The organism is Brachybacterium phenoliresistens (genome assembly GCF_039530785.1).
Classification (GTDB): Bacteria; Actinomycetota; Actinomycetes; order Actinomycetales; family Dermabacteraceae; genus Brachybacterium; species Brachybacterium phenoliresistens.
Genome location: NZ_BAAAOW010000001.1, coordinates 404,824 through 425,408, shown reverse-complemented (window position 1 = coordinate 425,408; position 20,585 = coordinate 404,824). Strand labels below are relative to the sequence as shown.

Sequence of the window (20,585 nt, the reverse complement as noted above, 5' to 3'; positions counted from 1 at the left end):
GCCGATGCGCCGCCCGCCACATGCGGGCCGGCGCAGCGCGACCGGACCCGGCGCATCGTGAGACGATGTCCCGGCCGCCGGGCAGGCTCCGGCGCACCCGCATGACGAACGCTGGACGAGAGGACGGATGCCGGTGACCCCGAGGATCGCCACCGAGGACGCCCGGGACATCGTGCCCGCCTCCACGCCGATGGAGCGGATCCGCAACTTCTGCATCATCGCGCACATCGACCACGGCAAGTCGACGCTCGCGGATCGCATGCTGCAGCTGACCGGCGTCGTGGACGCCCGGGCCATGCGCGCCCAGTACCTCGACCGGATGGACATCGAGCGCGAGCGCGGCATCACCGTGAAGAGCCAGGCCGTGCGCATGCCCTGGCAGGTCGACGGCGTGAACTACGCGCTGAACATGATCGACACCCCCGGCCACGTGGACTTCACCTATGAGGTCTCCCGCTCGCTGGCCGCCTGCGAGGGCGCGATCCTGCTGGTCGACGCCGCCCAGGGCATCGAGGCGCAGACCCTCGCGAACCTGTACCTGGCGATGGAGAACGACCTCCCCATCATCCCGGTCCTCAACAAGATCGACCTCCCGGCCGCGGACCCGGAGAAGTACGCGGCCGAGCTCGCCCAGCTGGTGGGCGTGGATCCCTCCGAGGTGCTGCGCGTCTCCGGCAAGACGGGCGCCGGCGTCGAGGAGCTGCTGGACCACGTGGTGCGCACCCTGCCCGAGCCGGTCGGCGAGATCGACGCCCCCTGCCGCGCGATGATCTTCGACTCGGTCTACGACACCTACCGCGGCGTGGTCACCTACGTCCGCGTGATCGACGGCCGGATGACCCCGCGCGAGAAGATCGTGATGATGTCCACCGGCGCCCAGCACGAGCTGCTGGAGATCGGCGTGATCTCCCCGGAGCCGATCCCCACCAAGGGCCTGGGCCCGGGCGAGGTCGGCTACCTCATCACCGGCGTGAAGGACGTGCGCCAGTCCAAGGTCGGCGACACCGTCACCGCAGCGGTCCGCGGGGCCACCGAGGCGCTGGCCGGCTACGCCGATCCCAAGCCGATGGTCTACTCGGGGCTGTTCCCGATCGACGGCTCGGACTACCCGATCCTGCGCGACGCGCTGGACAAGCTCAAGCTCAACGACGCCGCCCTGAACTACGAGCCGGAGACGTCCACGGCCCTCGGCTTCGGCTTCCGCGTCGGCTTCCTGGGCCTGCTGCACCTGGAGATCGTCCGCGAGCGCCTGGAGCGCGAGTTCAACCTCGACCTCATCTCCACGGCGCCGTCGGTGGTCTACCAGGTCACCATGGAGGACGGCACCGAGGTCGAGGTCATGAACCCCTCGGACTTCCCGACCGGCAAGGTGCGCGAGATCCGCGAGCCCGTCTCGCGCGGCACCATCATCGTCCCCAGCGAGTTCGTGGGCACCGTGATGGAGCTGTGCCAGACCAAGCGCGGCAGCCTGCAGGGCATGGACTACCTCTCCGAGGAGCGGGTCGAGCTGCGCTACCAGCTTCCCCTGGCGGAGATCGTCTTCGACTTCTTCGACCAGCTGAAGTCCCGCACCAAGGGCTACGCCTCCCTGGACTACGACGTCAGCGGCGAGCAGGCGGCCGATCTGGTCAAGGTCGACATGCTGCTGCAGGGCGAGCCGGTCGACGCCTTCAGCGCCATCGTCCACCGCGACAAGGCGTACCACTACGGCGTCGAGATGGCCGGCAAGCTCAAGAACCTCATCCCGCGCCAGCAGTTCGAGGTGCCCATCCAGGCGGCGATCGGCTCGCGGATCATCGCCCGCGAGAACATCCGTGCCCTGCGCAAGGACGTGCTGTCCAAGTGCTACGGCGGCGACATCTCGCGCAAGCGGAAGCTGCTGGAGAAGCAGAAGGAGGGCAAGAAGCGCATGAAGAACATCGGCTCCGTCGAGGTGCCGCAGGAGGCGTTCATCGCAGCCCTGTCCTCCGACGGCGAGGGCGCCGCCAAGGAGGGCAAGAAGAAGTGACCGCCCCCGCCGGTGCGCTGGAGGTGAGCATCGATCCCGCCGCCGGCGGGCGGATCGCCGCGGTCTGCACCGTCGCCGAGCTGTTCGCCGTCCCCGAACGGCGGCTCATGAGCGGCATCGACAAGCGCCCCGTGGACGGTCCCGTGCGGCTGCTCGCGCACGGCGTGCTGGGCGACGTCCAGGGCGACCGCGAGCATCACGGAGGCATCTTCAAGGCCGTCTACGCCGTCTCCCGGGAGATGCGCGAGGCCTTCGCCCGCGAGCGCGGCGAGGACCTGCCCGACGGCTTCTTCGGCGAGAACCTCGTGACCACCGGCCAGGACACCGACGAGGCGCTCGTCGGCGAGCGTTGGCAGATCGGCGAGGCCGTGATCGAGGCGACCTGCCCCCGCGAGCCCTGCAAGACCTTCGCCGCGCGCATGCAGGACCGCTCCTGGCCGCGCCGCTTCCGGGACGCCGGTCGCTGCGGCGCCTACTTCCGCGTGCTCACCGAGGGCGAGGTCCGCGCCGGGGACCGGATCGAGGTCCTCGCCCGGCCCGAGCACGAGGTGAGCATCGGCCAGGTCTACCGCGGGCTCGCGCCGGAGCCGGCGGCACGGCTGCTGGACTGGGCCGAGGCGACGGGCACGGTGCTGTACGAATCCCTGGTCCGCTCCGCGCTGGTCGCTCTGGATCGCGCCGGATCCCCGCGGCAGTTCCCGCAGCGCCTGCGCTCGACGGGGCGCGGCCTGGGCCTCGGGATGGGCCTGTGAGCGCGCCGACCCCGTCGGCCGATGCTCCCGCGGTGCACGTGCCCGGACCCCGGGATCTGTCGGTCTACATCCATGTGCCGTTCTGTGCGGTGCGCTGCGGGTACTGCGACTTCAACACGTACACCGCCACCGAGCTGGGCGGGGGCGGCAGCCAGGCCGAGTATGCCTCTCATGCGATGCGGGAGATGGACCTGACCCTGGCCGACGACGCCGCGGCAGGGCACGTCTACGAGCAGGTCGGGACTGTGTTCTTCGGCGGGGGCACGCCCACGCTGCTGCCCGCGGACGATCTCGTCGCCCTCCTCGCCCACCTGCGGTCCCTGATCCCCCTGGCACCCGGCGCGGAGGTCACCACCGAGGCGAACCCCGACTCGGTCACTCCGCAGTCCCTGCGGCGCCTGGCCGAGGGCGGCATCACCCGGGTGTCCTTCGGGATGCAGTCGGCGGTGCCGGCGGTGCTCGCGACCCTGGGGCGCACCCACGACCCGGAACGGGTGCCGCTGGCGGTGCAGTGGGCGAAGGAGGCCGGTCTCGACGTCAGCCTCGACCTCATCTACGGCACGCCGGGGGAGCGGCTCGAGGACGTCGTCACCTCCGTCCGGTCCGCTCTGGCCTGCGAGGTCGACCACATCTCGGCCTACTCGCTGATCATCGAGGGGAACACGGCCATGGCCCGGCAGGTGCGCCGCGGCGAGCTGCCCGAGCCCGACGGCGACGACATGGCCGACAAGTACGAGGCGATCGACGACCTGCTCGAGGCGGCGGGGCTCAGCTGGTACGAGGTCTCCAACTTCTCGCGCACTCCCGCGCACCGCTCCCAGCACAACCTCGCCTACTGGCGCGGCCGCGACTGGTGGGGCATCGGCCCCGGGGCGCACCGGCACCGCGACGGGCTGCGGGCCTGGAACGTCAAGCATCCCAGCCGCTACGCCCGGATGCTCGGCGAGGGCGTCCTGCCGCGCCAGGAGTCCGAACGGACCTCCCCGGAGGAGAGGGCGCTCGAGCGGATCATGCTCGAGCTGCGCATCCGTGACGGTCTCGATGCCGACCAGATCGCCCCGCATCGGCGCGACATGATCGACGTGCATGTGCGCCGCGGCCACCTCGAGGCCGATGCGGCCGCCCGCGGCCGCCTGGTCCTCACCCGTCCCGGCCGGCTGCTGGCCGACGCGGTGATCCGCGACCTCACCGACTGACCCGGCGCCGGCCCCCGATACCTCTGCACTGCACCGCGTCCTACCCCCGCCGAGCTCCGCCTCGCCGAGCCCGGTTCCGCCGCGTCCCTCGGGATGTCATTCTCCGTCGCTTGAACGCTCGTTCAAGCGACGGAGAATGACCTCCCGCGGCGGGATGGGCGGCCCTGAGCACGGCAGCGCCGCCGCCCCGAGGGGGCGACGGCGCTGCGGAGGGGACGCCGGTGCTCGCGGATCGAGCCCCGGATCAGGAGAACAGGCGGATGTTCGCCGGGTAGTTCCACCACTCGCCCTGGTTCGCCTTGACCGCGCCGATGATCGCGAAGATCAGCTGGATGAGCGCGGGCAGGCCGATCAGGGGGAATGCGATGCTTCCGATGCCCAGCGTGACGATCGCGAAGATCCCGATCGCGATGGACAGCACCACGGAGCTGATGAGCACGGCGATGGCTCCGTTGAGCGCTTCCGCGGCGTGGAACCGCACGAAGCGGCTGCGGTCCTTGTACATGAGGAACACGATGAGCGGCCCCACCCAGCCCAGGAAGCCGATGCTCACCACGTGCCCGATCACGACGGACAGCTGCGCGAGCATCGCCCAGGTGCGGGCATCGGCCGGGGAGGTGGGCTGGCCGCTGAGCGCGCCGGCGTAGGCGCCCTTGGTCCCGGGCGGCGGGGTCTCGGAGAACTGGGTCCCGCCCGGCTGGCCCTGGGCCTGGCCAGCGAAGGGCTGGCCCTGGCCGGCCGGGTTCGGGCCGGCTCCCGGCTGGCCGACGCCGGGATAGCCCTGCTGTCCGGCCTGGGCCGACGGCGCGCCGGGAGCGCCGTACGGGCTCTCCTGGGCTCCGTACGGGCTCTGCTGCGGTGCACCGTACGGGCTCTGCTGCGCGCCGTAGGGGCTCTGCGGAGCCCCGGAGGGATCCTGTCCCGCGCTCTGGCCCTGCTGCTGCGCCGCATAGGCGGCCGATGCGGCGTAGGGGTCCGGCTGGGAGGCGCCGGGGAGGGTCCCGCCCGGGGTGCCGCCGACCGCCGGCGCGGCGGCAGCCGGCTCCCCGGGCTGGGTCCCGCCCGGGGTGCCGCCGACCGGCGGCGCGGCCGCAGCCGGCTCCCCGGGCTGGGTCCAGTCGGGCTGCGCGGCCGGGGCGGCGGCGCCGTCGGCCGAGCCGTGCGAGGCGCCGTAGGGATCCCCGCCGGCGACGGGCGCCGCCGGGGTGGCGTAGGGGTCCTGCGCCGGGGCGGGCGCCGCGTTCTCGGCCCCTGCCTGCTCGGCGGCGGGCTGCTCGGCGCCCGACTGCGCGGGCGGGGTGCCCCAGGGCGTCCCGGAGGTGTCCTGGCCGTGGTCATGACTCGGGGTGCTCATGGCGTCTCCCTGACGAGGTGGTCGTTGGTCCCCTTGAGCGTATCGGGTGCCGCCCGGCCCGGTCATGGGGGAGAACCCCCAGGATCCTGGGGGAGCGCCGGAACGGGGCGGGGGCGGACCGCGCACTCCGCGGAGCCGGGGCCACTGGCCGGGCGCGGCGACGCCCCGGACCAGACGGCGCCCTGGACCAGACGGCGCCCTGGACCCGACGGCGCCCTGGACCCGACGGCGCCCTGGACCCGACGGCGCCCTGGACCCGACGGCGAGCCTGCGCGTCCTGCAGGACGGCTCACCCATGCGCGAGGGTCACTCCTGCGGGACGGTCACCCATGCGCGAGGGTCACTCCTGCGGGACGGTCACCCAGTCGATGAGCTCCTCGATGCGGCCCGAGAGCGTCGGCTCCACATCGGCGTAGGAGCGCACGGTGGACAGGATGCGCTGCCACCCCCGGGCCACATCGGCCTGGTCCTCGTGCGGCCAGCCGAGCGCGGCGAGGGTGCCGTGCTTGATGTCGGTGCCCTTGGGGATGTGCGGCCATGCCGTCAGCCCCACGCGGGCCGGGCGCACGGCCTGCCACACGTCGACGTACGGGTGGCCGAGGATCAGCACGTTGCCCTGGGCGCCGCGCATCCTCATCACCTGCTGGGCGATGCGGGTCTCCTTCGAGCCCGGCACGAGGTGGTCCACGAGGATGCCCAGGCGCCGCTGCGGGTTCGGGGCGAAGTCCTCGACGCGCTCGGCGAGGTTGTCCGCGCCGTCGAGCATCTCCACGACGATGCCCTCGATCCGCAGGTCGTGGCCCCACACCTTCTGCACGAGCTCGGCGTCGTGCTTGCCCTCGACCCAGATGCGGGAGGCGCGGGCGGTGCGGGCCTTGGCGCCCTCGACGTAGACGGAGCCGCTCGCGGAGCGCTTCGGGGCCGCCGGGCCCGAGCGCACGGGGCGCACCAGGCGCACCGGGCTGCCGTCGATCATGAACCCGGGGCCCAGCGGGAAGGAGCGCAGCACGCCGCGGCCGTCCTCGAGCTCGACCACGATCTCGCCGGCGATCTTCTCGAGCCGGGTGACCGCGCCGGTGAAGCCGGTCGAGGCCTCCTCGACGACGAGACCCCGGGAGACGGGGACGTCGCGGGCGACGGGGCGGCGCCGATGGTGGGCCGCGGGGGAGCTCAGCACATCGGAGCCATAGCGATCGGGGAAGGCGTTCGGTGACACGCCGTCACGGTACCCCGGTGGCGAACGCCTCCCGCGGAGACCCGCCCGGAGCGCGTAGCATTGGCACTCGGAACCGCCGGGTGCCAACTGTGACGATCGGACCCGGCCCCAGCCACGCAGACGGGAGGCGGACGGCATGGACCCGCGCAAGCTCCAGATCCTCGGTGCGATCGTCGAGGACTTCGTCTCGACCCGCGAACCGGTCGGCTCGAAGTCGCTGCTGGATCGGCACGACCTCGGGGTGTCCGCCGCCACCGTCCGCAACGACATGTCCGTCCTCGAGGAGGAAGGGCTGATCACCCAGCCCCACACCTCCGCGGGCCGCGTCCCCACCGACAAGGGCTACCGCGCCTTCGTCGACCACGTGGCGACGATCAAGCCGCTCTCCACCGGGGAGCGGCGCGCCATCAGCACGTTCCTCGAGGACGCCGGGGACGTGGACGAGCTCCTCTTCCGCACGGTGCGCCTGCTCTCGCAGCTCACCCACCAGGTCGCGATGGTGCAGTACCCCGCGCCGCAGCAGGCGCGGGTGCGCCACGTCGAGCTGGTCAAGGTCGCCGACTCGCTCCTGCTGGTGGTGCTGATCACCGAGGCGGGCCGCGTGGACCAGCGCACGATCGCCCTGGCCCAGCCGCGGGACGCCGAGTTCTACGAGGGCCTGCGCGATGGACTGCTGCGGGCCGTCAGCGGACGCGAGGTCAACGACGTCGAGCGGGGCCTGGCCCGGCTGGTCGCCGCCACGGCGCCCGCCGATCAGGACGCCGTGCGCGAGGTCACCGACGTGGTCGCCGCCCTCGCCGCCTCCCGCACCGAGGATCGGATCGTCATGGCCGGCACGGGGAACCTGGCGCGCTCCGCCGCTGATTTCGCCCGCGACATGGAGCCGCTGCTGGACCTCCTGGAGGAGCAGCTGGTGCTGCTGCGCCTGCTCTCGGAGATGGGCGCCGAGCCGGGGACGGTGCAGGTGCGCATCGGCGAGGAGAACCGCAACCGATCCCTCACCCAGGCGTCTCTCGTCGGGGCGGGGTACCGTGCCGGGTCGCATCTGGCGATCCTGGGCCCCACCCGCATGGACTACGTCACCGGCATCTCCACCGTGCAGGCCCTGGCCCGCTACATCCATCGCTTCCTGGAGTGAGCGGCCGCGCCCGCCGCCCCTCCGCACACCACCCATCGACCAAGGACACCGCTTCGTGAACGAGGACTACTACGACCTGCTCGGCGTGCCGCGCGACGCCACCACGGACCAGATCAAGAAGGCCTATCAGAAGGCGGCCCGCACCCTGCATCCGGACGTGAACCCCGATCCGGACGCGGCGGAGAAGTACAAGAAGGTCTCCCAGGCCTACGAGACGCTCAAGAACCCCGACAAGCGCCGCCAGTACGACATGGGCGGCGGGCCTGGCATGGGCGGCGGCTTCCCCGGGGGCGGGGGCGCCGGATTCGACTTCTCCGACATCTTCGACATGTTCGCGGGCGCCTCGGGCATGCGCGGCCGCGGGCAGGGGCCGGTGCCGCGCCAGCGCCGCGGCGGGGACATCCTGCGCCGCACCACCATCGATCTGCGCGACGTCGTCTTCGGCACCGAGCAGAAGGTCACCTTCCGCACGGCCGTGCTGTGCGAGGCCTGCCACGGCTCCTGCTGCGCGGAGGGCACCTCGCCCACCCGGTGCAGCGCCTGCAACGGCACCGGCCACGTCCAGCGCGTGGTGCAGTCCCTGCTGGGCCAGATGGTCACCATGGCGCCCTGCACCGCCTGCGAGGGCCATGGCGACATCATCGAGTCGAAGTGCCCCAGCTGCGCCGGCCACGGGCGCGTGCAGAGCGAGAAGACGCTCACCGTGAAGATCCCCTCCGGCGTCGAGAACGGCACCCGCATCCAGCTGCGCGGCGAGGGCGAGATCGGCGAGGCGGGCGGCCCGGCCGGCGACCTCTTCGTCGAGCTCGCGGTCCAGGAGCACGAGATCTACACCCGCGACGGGGAGGACCTCGTCGCCCACGTCTCGGTGCCCATGACCTCCGCGGCCCTCGGCGCGACGGTCCCCCTGGAGACCTTCGACGGCGTCCAGGAGCTGCAGATCCGTCCCGGCAGCCAGCCCGGCGAGGAGATCACCCTCAAGGGCCTCGGCGTGACGCCGCTGCGGCGGGAGCGTCGCGGGGACATCCGCGTCGAGATCGACGTGGAGGTCCCCACGGGGCTGACCGACGAGCAGAAGGATCTCCTCGAGCAGTTCTCCGCCCTGCGCGGGGAGGAGACCCCGCGCACCGGCGGGCGACGCCACGGCGGAGTCTTCGACAAGATCCGCGATCGCTTCCGGGATCTCTGACATGCCGGCCACTCCCGCGGCGTTCCTCGTGCCGCACGGCGCGCTGTCGCCGGCGCGCCGCGGGGAGGGGCTGGCGCTGACCGGGGAGGAGGGGCGCCACGCGGCGAAGGTCGCGCGCATCGGCCCCGGGGAGCGGGTCCTGCTCACCGACCCGGCGGGTGCCCAGGCGGTCGCCGAGGTGGTGGCGGCGGCCAAGGAGTCCCTGGAGCTGCGCCTGCTGGAGGACCCGGTCCCGGCGGTCCCGCGCCGCCCCGCCCTCGTGCTGGTCCAGGCCCTCGCCACCGGGGGTCGGGACGAGCAGGCGGTCGAGGCGGCCACCGAGCTCGGGACCGATGTCCTCGTCCCGTGGATCGCGCGGCGCAGCGTGTCGGTGTGGCGCGGCGAGAAGCTGCGCAAGGGCCGCGCCAAGTGGGAGGCGACCGTGCGCGCCGCGGTCAAGCAGTCCCGGCGCCCGAGCGTGCCCGTCGTCGAGGAGGCGGTGGACACCGCCGTGCTCGTGCGCCGCACCCGGGAATGGGCCGAGCAGGGCTCGATGGTGCTCGTGCTGCACGAGCAGGAGAGCGCGGCGCTGGTCGATCTCGCCGCGCCGCTGCGCGCGCTGCAGGGCCGCGAGGGGGCTGCCGTGGTGCTGGTGGTGGGCCCGGAGGGCGGTATCGCCGAGGAGGAGATCGCGGCGCTGCGCGAGGCCGGGGCCCGCAGCGTGCTGCTGGGGCCGGAGGTGCTGCGCTCCTCGACGGCGGGACCGGCGGCGATCGCCGCGATCAGCGCCCTCATCGGCCGCTGGGGCTGAGCCTGTCGCCGGGCCCTCTCGCCGGGCCCTCTCGCCGGGGCCGGACGCGCGGAGCAGGCGCATCGAGGCCGATGCGGCCCGCCGCCGGGCTGCGGAGATGCGGACAGGGCGGGCGCCGTGCGGCGCCCGCCCTGTCGTGATCGGGGGAGAGGGAGGAGGAGGGGAGGGTCAGGCGACGACGGCGCCGGAGCGCTGGTCGGCCTTCTCGCGCAGGGCCGCGAGCGCCTCGACCAGGGCCTGCTGCTTCTCGGGGCGCACGCCCATCGCGCCCTCGGGGGACAGGTCCGCGCCGAAGCCCAGGCCCAGCTCGCCGACGAGGTCGGTCTCGAAGCGCCGCATGAGGCGCTCCAGCAGCTCGAGCACCTCGGCGCCGTCGCCCCAGCCGTAGCCGACCAGCAGCGTGGGCAGGCCGTTCCACTCCTCGTAGAGGTAGTCGATCGCGTTCTTCAGCGCACCGGGGTAGCTGCCGTTGTACTGCGGGGTGACGATGATCGCGGCGTCCAGGGCGCCGATGCGCTCGGCCCAGGCCTTCGCATGGTCGGTCGCGCGCTCCAGGCCGGCCTTCGGAGCGCTGTGCTCGTCGAAGGAGGGCAGCTGCACCTCGCGCAGGTCGATCAGGTCCGTGTCCCAGCCGTCCACGTGCTCGGTGATCCACTGGGCGACGTGCCCGCCGATGCGGTTCGGGCGGGTGCTGGAGACGATGATTCCAAGGGTAGCCATGACGGGTCCAACCCTCGCGGGCCAGCGGATCTTCCCGATTCCGCTGTGATCCCTTCAACATTCAACGATCCCGGAGGGCGCCCGCCGCTGCCGGAGGGGCCGGGCCCGGACGGCCACGACGCGGGAGCTCCGGGGCGCGGCGCGCGCACGCGTAGACTTCCCCCCATGGAATCCGCCGCTCCCGCCCTGCGCGACGACGCGTGCGTCTTCTGCCGGATCGTCGCGGGGGAGATCCCCTCGGATCGGGTGCACGAGGACGATGCCGTCATCGCCTTCCGCGATCTCGCCCCCAAGGCCCCGGTCCACGTCCTCGTCGTCCCGCGCGAGCACCACCGGGACGTCCGCGACCTCACCTCCCGGCCCGAGCTGCTCGCCCACGTCGTCGAGGTCGCCCGAGACGTCGCCGCGGAGCTGGCCGACGGGGAGTTCCGCCTGATCTTCAACACCGGCGCGAGCGCCGGGCAGACCGTCTTCCACGTGCACGCCCACGTCCTGGCGAGCGGAGAGCTCGCAGAAGGAGAGATGTGACCGATCTCGAATCCGTCCCCGGCCGCGCACCCGAGGTACGCGAGCGCCGGCTGGCGATCCCGGACCACCTCAGCCCCTTCCAGGTGCTGGGCGAGAACGACCAGGCGCTGGCCGCGCTCGAGGACGTGGTCCCCGACACGGACGTGCACGTGCGCGGCCACCAGGTCACCCTGCGCGGCACCGAGGAGGCCCTGCGGCGCAGCGAGCACATCATCCGCTCGCTGATCGAGATGGCCGCCAAGGGGCAGGGCGTCACGGCGGAGGCGGTGCAGCGCGCCGCCGCGCTCTACGGCGACGACCGGCTGGGCGGCGAGCGCATCGAGAAGGTGCTCTCGCAGGCCGTGCTGTCCTCGCGCGGGCGCACCATCCGCCCCAAGACGCTGGGCCAGAAGACCTACATCGACGCGATCGAGGAGAACACGATCACGTTCGGGATCGGCCCTGCCGGCACCGGCAAGACGTACCTCGCCGTGGCCGTGGCCGTCCAGCACCTGCTGGCCAAGCGCATCAACCGGATCATCCTCACCCGGCCCGCCGTCGAGGCGGGGGAGCGGCTGGGCTTCCTGCCCGGCACCCTCAACGAGAAGATCGACCCGTACCTGCGGCCGCTGTACGACGCGCTGCACGACATGCTCGACCCGGAGTCGATCCCGCGGCTGATGGGCGCCGGCACCATCGAGGTCGCGCCGCTGGCGTACATGCGCGGGCGCACCCTGAACGATGCGTTCATCATCCTGGACGAGGCGCAGAACACCACGCCCGAGCAGATGAAGATGTTCCTGACCCGCCTGGGCTTCAACTCGACCATGGTCGTCACCGGCGATGTCACGCAGGTCGACCTCCCCGGCGGCCAGCGCAGCGGCCTGCGGGTGGTCGAGCAGGTCCTCTCCGGCGTCGAGGACATCGCCTTCTGCCGCCTGTCCTCGCGCGACGTCGTGCGCCACCGCCTGGTCAGCGACATCGTCGAGGCCTACGGCCGCTGGGAGGTCGGGCCGGGCGGCAACCGCGAGTCCCGCCGCCGCGGCGGCCCGTCCCCGTCCGGACCCCGAGGAGCATGACCCCATGATCGAAGTGCGCAACGAGACCACCGTCCGCATCGACGAGCTCGAGTTCGTGGCGCTGGCCCGCTTCGTCTTCGAGGCGATGCACCTGCACCCCGCCACCGAGCTGTCGCTGCGGTTCATCGACGAGACGGAGATGGAGCAGCTGCACATCCGCTGGATGGACGAGCCCGGCCCCACCGATGTGCTCAGCTTCCCGATGGACGAGCTGACCCCCGGCACCGAGCTCGACCCGTCCCCCGAGGGCCTGCTGGGGGACATCGTGGTGTGCCCGAGCGTGGCCGCGCGCCAGGCGGCGGAGTCCGGGCACAGCGCCGCGGAGGAGATGCTGCTGCTGACCACCCACGGCATCCTCCACCTGCTGGGCTACGACCACGCCGAGGCGGAGGAGCGGCGGGTCATGTTCGACCTGCAGCGCAAGCTGCTGCTGACCTTCCTCGCCACGCGCGACCAGGAGTCGTGACGGCTCCCGCCCCATGACTGCTCTGCTCCTCGTCCTCATCCCCCTGGCCGTCCTCGGCGTCGTGGTGGGCGCCTCGCTCACCGCGGCCGATGCCGCGCTGCTCGCCATCTCCCGCGTCGCCCTCGAGCGCGCCCTCGAGGACAAGCCCGAGCGCCTGCGCCGGCGAGTCCTGCACCAGCACGACGACGCCCCGCCCACGCTGGCGGCGATCGGCCTGGGCCGCGTGATGGCCGATGCGGTGATGGCCGTGGCCATCACCGCGATCGTCTTCGAGACCCTCGACGGCTGGGTGCTGCCCACCCTGCTGTCGATCCTCATCGCGGGCGTCGGCTCCTTCCTCGCCGTGTCGGTCTCGCCGCGCACCCTGGGGCGCCGGCGCCCCGAGGCGGTCGCCATCGGGCTCTCGCTGCTGATCTCCATCACCCGCACCGTGCTGGGCCCGCCGGCGCGGCTGCTGATCCACATCGGCTCGGCCTTCACCCCCGGCGGCGCCGTCTCCGGGGGTCCGTACGCCACCGAGGCGGAGCTGCGCCACAGCGTGGACCGGGCGCTGGAGAACGAGCAGCTCGAGCACGACGAGCGCGACATGATCCAGGGCGTGTTCGACCTGGGCGGCACGACCGTCCGCGAGATCATGGTGCCGCGCACCGACATGGTCGTCATCACCGACGACACCAGCGCCGAGAAGGCGGTGCGGCTCTTCGTGCGCTCCGGCTTCTCCCGCGTCCCGGTGATCGGGGAGAACGTCGACGACCTGCTGGGCGTGCTGTACATCAAGGACGTGATCCGCGCCGTCCACTCGCCGTGGGATCCCCGGGCCGACCGTCCGGTGCGCGAGCTCATGCGCCCGGCCCAGTTCATCCCCGAGTTCGTCGCGGCCGATGACCTGCTGCGCCAGATGCAGGCCAGCAGCGTGCACGTGGCCATCGTGGTCGACGAGTACGGCGGCGTGTCCGGGATCGTCACCATCGAGGACGTCCTCGAGGAGATCGTCGGCGACATCGCCGACGAGCACGACCGGCGCGAGCCGGAGATCGAGGAGCTCGGCGAGGGGCGCTTCCGCGTCCCCGCCCGCGAGAGCGTCTCCGGGACCGGAGAGCTGTTCGGCCTCGAGATCGATGACGACGACGTCGACTCCATCGGCGGACTGCTCGGCAAGGCCCTGGGCCGGGTGCCGATCATCGGCTCCCATGCCGATGTGCTGGGCCTGCACCTGGAGGCCGAGCGCACCAGCGGGCGCCGAAAGCGCCTGTCCACCCTGATCGTCTCGCGCGCCGCGCGCGAGGAGGAGCCCGACTCCGTCGAGGCCCCCGCAGACCACGCCTCCGAGGAGCACGATGACTGACCCCGCCCCCATGCCGGAGCGCGAGCATCGCGCCGGCTTCGTCGCCCTCGTGGGCCGGCCCAACGTCGGCAAGTCCACCCTCACCAACGCGCTGGTGGGCGAGAAGGTCGCGATCACCTCCTCCAAGCCGCAGACCACCCGCCGCGCGATCCGCGGCATCGTGACCCGCGAGGACGCCCAGATCATCCTCGTGGACACCCCCGGCGTGCACCGCCCCCGCACCCTGCTGGGGGAGCGGCTGAACGACCTGGTCCGCGAGACCCTCGCCGAGGTCGACGTGGTCGGCTTCTGCCTGCCCGCGGACCAGCGCATCGGCCCCGGCGACCGGTTCATCGCCGAGGACCTCGCCGAGCTGCGCGGCAGCCGGTCGCGGCCGCGCGTGGTCGCCGTGGTCACCAAGGTGGACCTGGTGGACCGCGAACGGCTCACCGAGCACCTGATCGCCGTGGACCAGCTCCTGTCCGTCGACGCGATCGTCCCGATCAGCGCCGTGACCGGCGAGCAGGTCGACGTGCTGATGCAGGTCATCGCCGAGCAGCTGCCCGTCAGCCCGCAGCTGTACCCCGACGACCAGCTCACCGAGGAGTCGCGCGACGACCGCATCGCCGAGCTGATCCGCGAGGCGGCCCTCGAGGGAGTGCGGGACGAGCTGCCGCACTCCATCGCCGTGGTCGTGGAGGAGGTCGTGGAGACCGACCCGGAGGATCCCTTCGCCGAGGTCGCCCCGGGCGAGGGCCGGCTGGTCGTGCGGGCCAGCCTGTTCGTCGAGCGCGACAGCCAGAAGGGCATCATCATCGGCCGTGGCGGCTCCCGGCTGAAGGAGGTCGGCAGCGCCGCCCGCGCCGAGATCAACCGCCTGCTGGGGCGCAAGGTCCACCTGGACCTGCGGGTCAAGGTCGCCAAGGACTGGCAGCGCGACCCCAAGCAGCTGGGCCGGCTCGGGTTCTGACCCTCCGCGCGCGGCCGGCGCCGGCAGTGCTACGGTGACGCCATGCGTGGTTCGCTCCTTCTGCTTATCCGCCGCGTCGAGGCCTGATCGCTGGGACCTCGCCGCGGCCGATGCCCCATGCCCCCGGCGACCCCACCGATCCATGAAGGACTTCCCGTGACTGCGAACCCCACCGCTGCGGCATCGGCCGCCGCCGACCGCGTCCCCGCGACCGAGGATCCCTCGGTCCCCGTCGTCGGCCCCCGCGGAGACGCCCCCCAGCTCGCCTCCGGCATGCCGATCCACAAGTACCTGCCCTTCCACGAGCAGATCACCGTCGACCTCCCGGACCGCACCTGGCCGGCGCGCCGGATCACCCGCGCCCCCCGCTGGTGCGCGGTCGACCTGCGCGACGGCAACCAGGCGCTCATCGACCCCATGAACACCGAGCGCAAGCTGCGCATGTTCGACCTGCTGGTGCGCATGGGCTACAAGGAGATCGAGGTCGGCTTCCCGGCGGCCAGCCAGACCGACTTCGACTTCGTGCGGACCCTCATCGAGGAGGACCGCATCCCCGAGGACGTGATGATCCAGGTCCTCACCCAGTCCCGCGAGCACCTGATCGAGCGCACCTTCCAGGCCGTCGCCGGGGCGCACCGCGCCGTGGTCCACCTGTACAACTCGACCTCCGTGCTGCAGCGCGACGTCGTCTTCCGGGCCGATGAGGACGCGGTGCTGGACATCGCCGTGCAGGGCGCCCTGCTGTGCAAGAAGTACGAGGAGACGATCCCGGAGACGGCGATCACCTACCAGTACTCCCCGGAGTCCTACACCGGCACCGAGCTCGAGTACGCCGTGCGCGTGTGCAACGCCGTCATCGACGTCGTCAAGCCCACGCCCGAGGACAAGATGATCATCAACCTGCCGGCGACGGTGGAGATGGCCACCCCGAACGTGTACGCCGACTCCATCGAGTGGATGGACCGCCACCTGGACCGCCGGGATTCCGTGGTGCTGTCCCTGCACCCCCACAACGACCGCGGCACCGGCGTGGCCGCGGCGGAGCTCGGCTACCTCGCCGGGGCGGACCGCATCGAGGGCTGCCTGTTCGGCAACGGCGAGCGCACCGGCAACGTCGACCTGGTGACGCTGGGGCTGAACCTGTTCAGCCAGGGCATCGATCCCCAGATCGACTTCTCCGACCTCGACGACGTGCGCCGCACCGTCGAGCACTGCAACCAGATGCGCGTGCCCGAGCGCTCCCCGTACGGCGGCGATCTCGTGTTCACGGCCTTCTCCGGCTCGCACCAGGACGCCATCAAGAAGGGGCTGGAGCGGATGGAGAAGGACGCCGAGGCCGCGGGGAGCACCGTGGACGACCTCGTCTGGCGCGTCCCCTACCTGCCGGTGGACCCCAAGGACCTGGGCCGCTCCTACGAGGCCGTGATCCGCGTGAACTCGCAGTCCGGCAAGGGCGGCATGGCCTACCTGCTGCGCACCGAGCACGGCCTGGACCTGCCGCGCCGCCTGCAGATCGAGTTCTCCTCGATCGTCCAGCGGATCACCGACTCCGAGGGCGGGGAGATCTCGCCGACCTCGCTGTGGGAGGCGTTCGTGGACGAGTACCTGCCTGCGGACGACCACGGCCGCCGCTGGGGCCGCTTCGGCTTCCGGGGCGTGCGCCAGGAGTCCGCCGGAGAGGGCGCCGACCAGATCACCGTGGACCTCCTCGTCGACGGCGAGGAGCAGCAGATCACGGGCATCGGCAACGGCCCGATCGACGGCTTCGTGAAGGCCCTGGCCAGCAAGCACGTGTCCCTGCGCATCCTCGACTACGCCGAGCACGCCCTCACCGAGGGCGACGACTCCCTGGCCGCGGCGTACGTCGAGTGCGAGATCGGGGACCGGATCTTCTGGGGCGTCGGCATCGACGGCTCGATCACCCGCGCCTCGCTCGCGGCGATCGTCTCCGCGCTGAACCGGGCCGAGCGCGCGCAGCAGCGCTGAGGCGCCGCGGCGCCGGCACGGCGAGGAGGAACGGCCCCGGAGCGCTCCGGGGCCGTTCCTGTGCGCGGGCCTGCGGACCGGAGAGACGGTGCGGGTCGTCCCCGGGGTCGGGGCCGTGCCCCATGGAGTCCCCAGGCTCCGGGCGCATGATGGGAGCGAAACGTACATGGATGTACGTTTACCTCGCGGCCCTCGCGGTCGCCCGACCGGAGGGATCCCCATGCACGACGCCCCGCTCACCGCCGCCAGCACCATCGACCGGTGGCTGGACAGCCCGACCGGAGGGCCGCTGCTGCGCGAGCTCCTCGCCGGATCGGGCCAGACCCCGCAGGCCCTCGCCCCGGTCGCGCACCTGCCGCTGGGCCAGCTGGTCGCCCTCAGCGCAGGGCGCATGCCGCAGGGGGCGGTCGACGACCTGGTGCGCGCGGCGAACGACGGCGTGCTCGTCCAGGAGGAGACGCCGGCGGCCGCGCCGGGCTCCGCCCGCTTCGCCGGGCGCACCGTGATCGTCACCGGCGCGGCCTCCGGCATCGGCCGCGCCACCGCCGTGCGCGTCGCGCGGGAGGGCGGGCGCGTGATCGCGGTCGACCTCGCCGCCGAGGGCCTGGACGCCCTGGCCGCCGAGCACGGCGAGCAGAGCGGCCCGATCGTCCCAGTGGCGGGGGACCTCACCCGCTCCGAGGATCGGGACCGTGTGCTCGAGGCCGCGGACGGCCGGATCGATGCGCTCGCGAACATCGCGGGGATCATGGACGGGATGGTGCCGCTGCACGAGACCGAGGACGCGCTGTGGGACCGGGTCCTCGGCGTCAACCTCGATGCCGTGTTCCGCCTGACCCGCGCGGTGATCCCGCTGATGCGCGCGGCGGGGGCCGGGGCGATCGTCAACGTCGCCTCGGAGGCGTCGCTGCGCGGGAACGCGGCCGGCACCGCGTACACGGTCTCCAAGCACGCCGTGGTCGGGCTGACCCGCAGCGCCGCGTTCCTGTACGGGCCCGACGGGATCCGGGTCAACGCCGTCGCCCCCGGCCCCACGGCCACCGGGATCGAGGGATCGATGCGCTCGGAGATGGGGGCGCAGCGGCTGGGGCCGTTCCTGCGGATGATCCCGCCGGTCGCGACCGCGGAGACGATGGCCGCGTCCATCACCTGGCTGCTCAGCGACGACAGCGCGAACGTCTCGGGCGTGATCCTCCCCTCGGACGGCGGCTGGTCGGTGCAGTGACCCTCCCGGGTCACCGGCGTCCCGGCGTCGGGGGCGGTACGCTGCGATGATGGCCGCTCCCCGCAAGGACGCCGCACGCAACCGCGAGCTCCTCATCGACGCCGCGCGGGAGGTCTTCTCCGACCGCGGCGCCGACGCCCCGCTCGAGGTCGTCGCCCGCGCCGCCGGGGTCAGTCGGACCACCCTGCACCGGCACTTCGCCGATCGCTCCGCACTCGTGGCGAGCGTGCTCGAGGAGAACGTCCGGCGGATCGAGGCCCGCGCCGCGGAGCTGGACGAGGACCCGCTCGGCGCGGTCGTTCTGGTCCACGAGATGCTCGACGACCTGGTCCGCGCCCCCTGGCTGGCCGCGGTGGTCGGCGACGCCGAGGCGGCGGGGATGTCCGAGCGCGTCCTCGCCGCGCTGGAGCCGCTGGCCGCCGAGGCGCAGCAGCACGGGCTCACCCACCCCGGCGTCGGCGCGCGGGAGATGCTCCTGGTGCTGCCGATGGCGATGGCGGCCTCGGCGGCCGCCGAGCGGACCCCGCGGCCTCAGGACGAGGGGGCCGCGACCGAGCAGGCGGTGCGGGCGGTCCTCCACCGGGGCCTGTTCACGACGGCGCCGCCTGGGAGCTGAGAGCGTCCGTCCTCGGGGCCGCCGTCCCGAGGTCCAGCACGGGCATCTCGCCGGTGACGGTGGTGTGCGCCGGGACCAGCACCTCCTCCTCGGCGGGCGCGGCGCCGGCATCGGGCGCCCGGCGCGCCGAGGCCGTCACGCCGATGCTCGCCCCGACCACCAGCACCGCGGCGAGGACGCGCAGCGGGCTGGAGCCCTGGCCCAGCAGGATCATCCCGGCCAGCAGGGCGACCACCGGCTCCAGGCTCAGCAGGATCCCGAAGACGTGGCGCGGCAGGCGGCGCAGCGCGGAGAGCTCGAGGGTGTACGGCAGCAGCGTGGCGAGCACGGCGGTGCCGGTCGCGATGAGCAGGAGCCCCGGGGCCGTCAGCCCGTGCAGGGCGCCGGGCGCTCCCAGCGGCAGCACGACCAGCGCGCCGACGAGGATCGACAGGGCCAGCCCGCCCTGGCCCGGGACCAGGCTCCCGACCTTCGCGCTGGCGATCACGTAGAGCCCCCAGAAGACGGCGGCGACCAGCGCGAAGGCCACCCCGATCGCATCCAGCGGGGTGCCCTGAAGCGATTCGAGGCCGAACATGCTCACGCCGACCAGGGCGAGCAGCACCCACAGCAGGTCGCTGCGGCGGGTGGACAGGATCGCGGCCACGGCCAGAGGGCCCAGGAACTCCAGCGCCACCGCCGTCCCCAGCGGGATCCGGGCGATCGCGGCGTAGAAGGTGCCGTTCATGGCCCCCATGACCAGGCCCAGGGCGATCACCGCGAGCCATTGCCGCCGGTCGAGGCGATGCGCGGCCGGACGGGACAGCGCCAGCAGGAGCAGCCCCGCGATGCCCAGCCGCAGCACCGTCGTGCCCCAGGAGCCCAGGTCCTCGAAGAGGAGGGTCGCCAGCGCCGCCCCGAACTGGAGCGAGGTGCAGGACCCGAGGATCATCAGGACGGGGGTGCTCGTGGAGCGGAGGGAGGTGGTCACGGATCCAGCGTGCCGCACCCACGAACATCCAGTCCAGCGGGACTTTCCATCCTATAGTGTGAAGCAGGACTTCACAGTCGACGGGAGCTGCCGATGCTGAACCTCCACCGCCTGTTCCTCCTGCACGAGCTGCAGCGCCTGGGCACCATGGCCGCGGTCGCCCGCACGCATTCCATGTCGCCCTCGGCCGTGTCCCAGCAGCTCGCCCTGCTCGAACGGGAGACGCGCGCCACGCTGCTGGAGAGCGCCGGGCGGGGCGTCGTCCTCACCGATGCGGGCGAGCGCCTGGCCCGACGCTCCGAGGAGGTGCTGGGCCTGCTGGAGACGGCCCAGGCCGAGCTCGCCGCCCCCGGCGGCGAGGTCGCCGGCACCCTGCGGGTGGCCTCCTTCCAGACCCCGCTCATCGTGCTCGCCCCGGTGGCGGTGAGCGTCCTCGAGCAGCGCCACCCCCGGCTGCGCATCGAGATCGGCCAGCGCGAGGTCGACGACGCCTACGACGGGCTGCTCGCCCACCAGTTCGCGGTGATCCTGGGCGAGGACTACCCCGGCGGCGCCCAGGTGGTGCGCCGCGGCACCGACCGCGAGGGCCTGCTGACCGACCCGCTGCTCCTCGTGCTCCCGGCCGATGCCCCGTGGTCCCATCCCCGCACCCTCGCCGATCTCGCCGAGGTCCCCTGGGCGCTGGATCCCGAGCCGACCCGCACCGGGGCGTGGGAGCGCAGCTTCCTGCGAGCCCACGGCGTCGAGCCCTGGGTCCGCTTCGACACGCCCGACCCGCTGCTCCAGGTCCACCTGGTGCGCTCCGGGCACGCCGCCGCCTTCGTCCCCGGGCTGATCGCCGCCGAGCACCTCGGCGGCACGCGCGTGATGCGCCTTCCCGGCTCCCCGGAGCGGCGCCTGTACACGGCGGCCCGGGCCGGCGCCGGGGACCACCCCGCGCTGCGGGCGTTCCGCGAGGCGCTGCTCGAGGCCGCCGGGCTGGTCGAGGGGCTGGAGGACCTCGCCCAGCTGGGCGCATGAGCGCGGCCCGGCGGGCATCGGGCGGCGGATCTCCTCCGTTCGACGGATGACCTGCTGCT

General features: G+C 72.9%; 19 protein-coding genes. 15 read left to right on the top strand and 4 right to left on the bottom strand.

The features are described 5' to 3' along the window. The first annotated feature begins 127 nt into the window (after nt 1-127). The 3 genes from lepA to hemW are packed head-to-tail and all read left to right on the top strand — an operon-like array spanning nt 128 to nt 3,956. Nucleotides 128-2,008, top strand: coding sequence for a translation elongation factor 4 (gene lepA, locus ABD234_RS01950; RefSeq protein ID WP_038370091.1), 1,881 nt, complete (start codon nt 128-130; stop codon nt 2,006-2,008). Continuing rightward, nucleotides 2,005-2,760: an MOSC domain-containing protein gene (locus ABD234_RS01945; RefSeq protein WP_051486374.1), complete on the top strand. Its 756-nt coding sequence runs from the start codon at nt 2,005-2,007 to the stop codon at nt 2,758-2,760. Before lepA ends, ABD234_RS01945 begins: the two co-directional genes overlap by 4 nt. Further along, nucleotides 2,757-3,956, top strand: coding sequence for a radical SAM family heme chaperone HemW (hemW, locus tag ABD234_RS01940; RefSeq protein ID WP_084148163.1), 1,200 nt, complete (start codon nt 2,757-2,759; stop codon nt 3,954-3,956). The genes ABD234_RS01945 and hemW overlap by 4 nt, the downstream gene beginning before the upstream one ends. Before the next feature lie 244 nt (nt 3,957-4,200). Here the strand turns inward: hemW and ABD234_RS01935 are convergent, their stop codons facing one another. Both ABD234_RS01935 and ABD234_RS01930 read right to left on the bottom strand, forming a co-directional pair. Further along, nucleotides 4,201-5,310 carry a DUF4870 domain-containing protein gene (locus ABD234_RS01935; RefSeq protein ID WP_051486375.1) on the bottom strand — a complete coding sequence of 370 codons (1,110 nt, stop codon included), beginning with the start codon at nt 5,308-5,310 and terminating at the stop codon, nt 4,201-4,203. A gap of 340 nt (nt 5,311-5,650) precedes the next feature. Next, nucleotides 5,651-6,526 (bottom strand): DUF3097 domain-containing protein, encoded by an 876-nt coding sequence (locus tag ABD234_RS01930; RefSeq protein WP_038370092.1) that lies wholly within the window; start codon nt 6,524-6,526, stop codon nt 5,651-5,653. Nucleotides 6,527-6,662: 136 nt separating this feature from the next. On the opposite strand from ABD234_RS01930, the gene hrcA reads away from it, so the two are divergent. The 3 genes from hrcA to ABD234_RS01915 are packed head-to-tail and all read left to right on the top strand — an operon-like array spanning nt 6,663 to nt 9,643. Further along, nucleotides 6,663-7,664 (top strand): heat-inducible transcriptional repressor HrcA, encoded by a 1,002-nt coding sequence (hrcA, locus tag ABD234_RS01925; RefSeq protein ID WP_038370093.1) that lies wholly within the window; start codon nt 6,663-6,665, stop codon nt 7,662-7,664. A gap of 55 nt (nt 7,665-7,719) precedes the next feature. Beyond that, nucleotides 7,720-8,853, top strand: a complete 1,134-nt coding sequence (gene dnaJ, locus ABD234_RS01920) for a molecular chaperone DnaJ (protein ID WP_038370094.1) — start codon at nt 7,720-7,722, stop codon at nt 8,851-8,853. A gap of 1 nt (nt 8,854) precedes the next feature. Further along, a complete protein-coding gene (locus tag ABD234_RS01915; protein ID WP_344353635.1) occupies nt 8,855-9,643 on the top strand; it encodes a 16S rRNA (uracil(1498)-N(3))-methyltransferase in 789 nt (262 codons plus the stop codon). A 168-nt stretch (nt 9,644-9,811) separates the two neighbouring features. On the opposite strand, the gene ABD234_RS01910 is transcribed toward ABD234_RS01915, so the two are convergent. Beyond that, nucleotides 9,812-10,363, bottom strand: a complete 552-nt coding sequence (locus tag ABD234_RS01910) for an NADPH-dependent FMN reductase (protein ID WP_038370096.1) — start codon at nt 10,361-10,363, stop codon at nt 9,812-9,814. A 165-nt stretch (nt 10,364-10,528) separates the two neighbouring features. Here ABD234_RS01910 and ABD234_RS01905 point away from each other — a divergent pair, with 165 nt between their 5' ends. The 8 genes from ABD234_RS01905 to ABD234_RS01870 all read left to right on the top strand — a co-directional run bounded on the left by ABD234_RS01905 (nt 10,529) and on the right by ABD234_RS01870 (nt 18,536). Continuing rightward, complete coding sequence (locus ABD234_RS01905; protein WP_038370097.1) at nt 10,529-10,891, top strand: histidine triad nucleotide-binding protein; 363 nt, start codon at nt 10,529-10,531, stop codon at nt 10,889-10,891. Then, a complete protein-coding gene (locus ABD234_RS01900; RefSeq protein WP_038370098.1) occupies nt 10,888-11,949 on the top strand; it encodes a PhoH family protein in 1,062 nt (353 codons plus the stop codon). Before ABD234_RS01905 ends, ABD234_RS01900 begins: the two co-directional genes overlap by 4 nt. Before the next feature lie 4 nt (nt 11,950-11,953). Next, entirely contained in the window at nt 11,954-12,415 is a 462-nt protein-coding gene (gene ybeY, locus ABD234_RS01895) for an rRNA maturation RNase YbeY (protein ID WP_038370100.1), read from the top strand. 13 nt (nt 12,416-12,428) lie between these two features. Further along, the gene (locus ABD234_RS01890; RefSeq protein ID WP_038370101.1) at nt 12,429-13,760 is read left to right on the top strand and encodes a hemolysin family protein; all 1,332 of its coding nucleotides are present in this window, start codon (nt 12,429-12,431) and stop codon (nt 13,758-13,760) included. Beyond that, nucleotides 13,753-14,709, top strand: a complete 957-nt coding sequence (gene era, locus ABD234_RS01885) for a GTPase Era (protein WP_038370102.1) — start codon at nt 13,753-13,755, stop codon at nt 14,707-14,709. Before ABD234_RS01890 ends, era begins: the two co-directional genes overlap by 8 nt. A 273-nt stretch (nt 14,710-14,982) precedes the next feature. After that, nucleotides 14,983-16,695, top strand: coding sequence for a 2-isopropylmalate synthase (gene leuA / locus ABD234_RS01880; RefSeq protein ID WP_232226165.1), 1,713 nt, complete (start codon nt 14,983-14,985; stop codon nt 16,693-16,695). Nucleotides 16,696-16,915: 220 nt separating this feature from the next. Further along, entirely contained in the window at nt 16,916-17,920 is a 1,005-nt protein-coding gene (locus ABD234_RS01875; protein ID WP_038370105.1) for an SDR family NAD(P)-dependent oxidoreductase, read from the top strand. Nucleotides 17,921-17,969: 49 nt separating this feature from the next. Further along, nucleotides 17,970-18,536 (top strand): TetR/AcrR family transcriptional regulator, encoded by a 567-nt coding sequence (locus tag ABD234_RS01870; RefSeq protein ID WP_198025318.1) that lies wholly within the window; start codon nt 17,970-17,972, stop codon nt 18,534-18,536. Here ABD234_RS01870 and ABD234_RS01865 read toward each other — a convergent pair. Then, the gene (locus tag ABD234_RS01865; RefSeq protein WP_232226140.1) at nt 18,511-19,506 is read right to left on the bottom strand and encodes an EamA family transporter; all 996 of its coding nucleotides are present in this window, start codon (nt 19,504-19,506) and stop codon (nt 18,511-18,513) included. The two genes, ABD234_RS01870 and ABD234_RS01865, sit on opposite strands and share 26 nt — an antisense overlap. A 93-nt stretch (nt 19,507-19,599) precedes the next feature. On the opposite strand from ABD234_RS01865, the gene ABD234_RS01860 reads away from it, so the two are divergent. Beyond that, a complete protein-coding gene (locus ABD234_RS01860) occupies nt 19,600-20,526 on the top strand; it encodes a LysR family transcriptional regulator (RefSeq protein WP_038370106.1) in 927 nt (308 codons plus the stop codon). Nucleotides 20,527-20,585 lie beyond the last annotated feature (59 nt).

Bases quoted from the DNA above. Each gene is read 5' to 3' on its own strand.
- lepA (WP_038370091.1), top strand. From the start codon at position 128: ATGCCGGTGACCCCGAGGATCGCCACCGAGGACGCCCGGGACATCGTG.
- ABD234_RS01935 (WP_051486375.1), bottom strand. From the start codon at position 5,310: ATGAGCACCCCGAGTCATGACCACGGCCAGGACACCTCCGGGACGCCC.
- hrcA (WP_038370093.1), top strand. From the start codon at position 6,663: ATGGACCCGCGCAAGCTCCAGATCCTCGGTGCGATCGTCGAGGACTTC.
- ABD234_RS01915 (WP_344353635.1), top strand. From the start codon at position 8,855: ATGCCGGCCACTCCCGCGGCGTTCCTCGTGCCGCACGGCGCGCTGTCG.
- ABD234_RS01910 (WP_038370096.1), bottom strand. From the start codon at position 10,363: ATGGCTACCCTTGGAATCATCGTCTCCAGCACCCGCCCGAACCGCATC.
- ABD234_RS01905 (WP_038370097.1), top strand. From the start codon at position 10,529: ATGGAATCCGCCGCTCCCGCCCTGCGCGACGACGCGTGCGTCTTCTGC.
- ybeY (WP_038370100.1), top strand. From the start codon at position 11,954: ATGATCGAAGTGCGCAACGAGACCACCGTCCGCATCGACGAGCTCGAG.
- ABD234_RS01890 (WP_038370101.1), top strand. From the start codon at position 12,429: ATGACTGCTCTGCTCCTCGTCCTCATCCCCCTGGCCGTCCTCGGCGTC.
- era (WP_038370102.1), top strand. From the start codon at position 13,753: ATGACTGACCCCGCCCCCATGCCGGAGCGCGAGCATCGCGCCGGCTTC.
- leuA (WP_232226165.1), top strand. From the start codon at position 14,983: ATGCCGATCCACAAGTACCTGCCCTTCCACGAGCAGATCACCGTCGAC.
- ABD234_RS01875 (WP_038370105.1), top strand. From the start codon at position 16,916: ATGCACGACGCCCCGCTCACCGCCGCCAGCACCATCGACCGGTGGCTG.
- ABD234_RS01870 (WP_198025318.1), top strand. From the start codon at position 17,970: ATGGCCGCTCCCCGCAAGGACGCCGCACGCAACCGCGAGCTCCTCATC.
- ABD234_RS01860 (WP_038370106.1), top strand. From the start codon at position 19,600: ATGCTGAACCTCCACCGCCTGTTCCTCCTGCACGAGCTGCAGCGCCTG.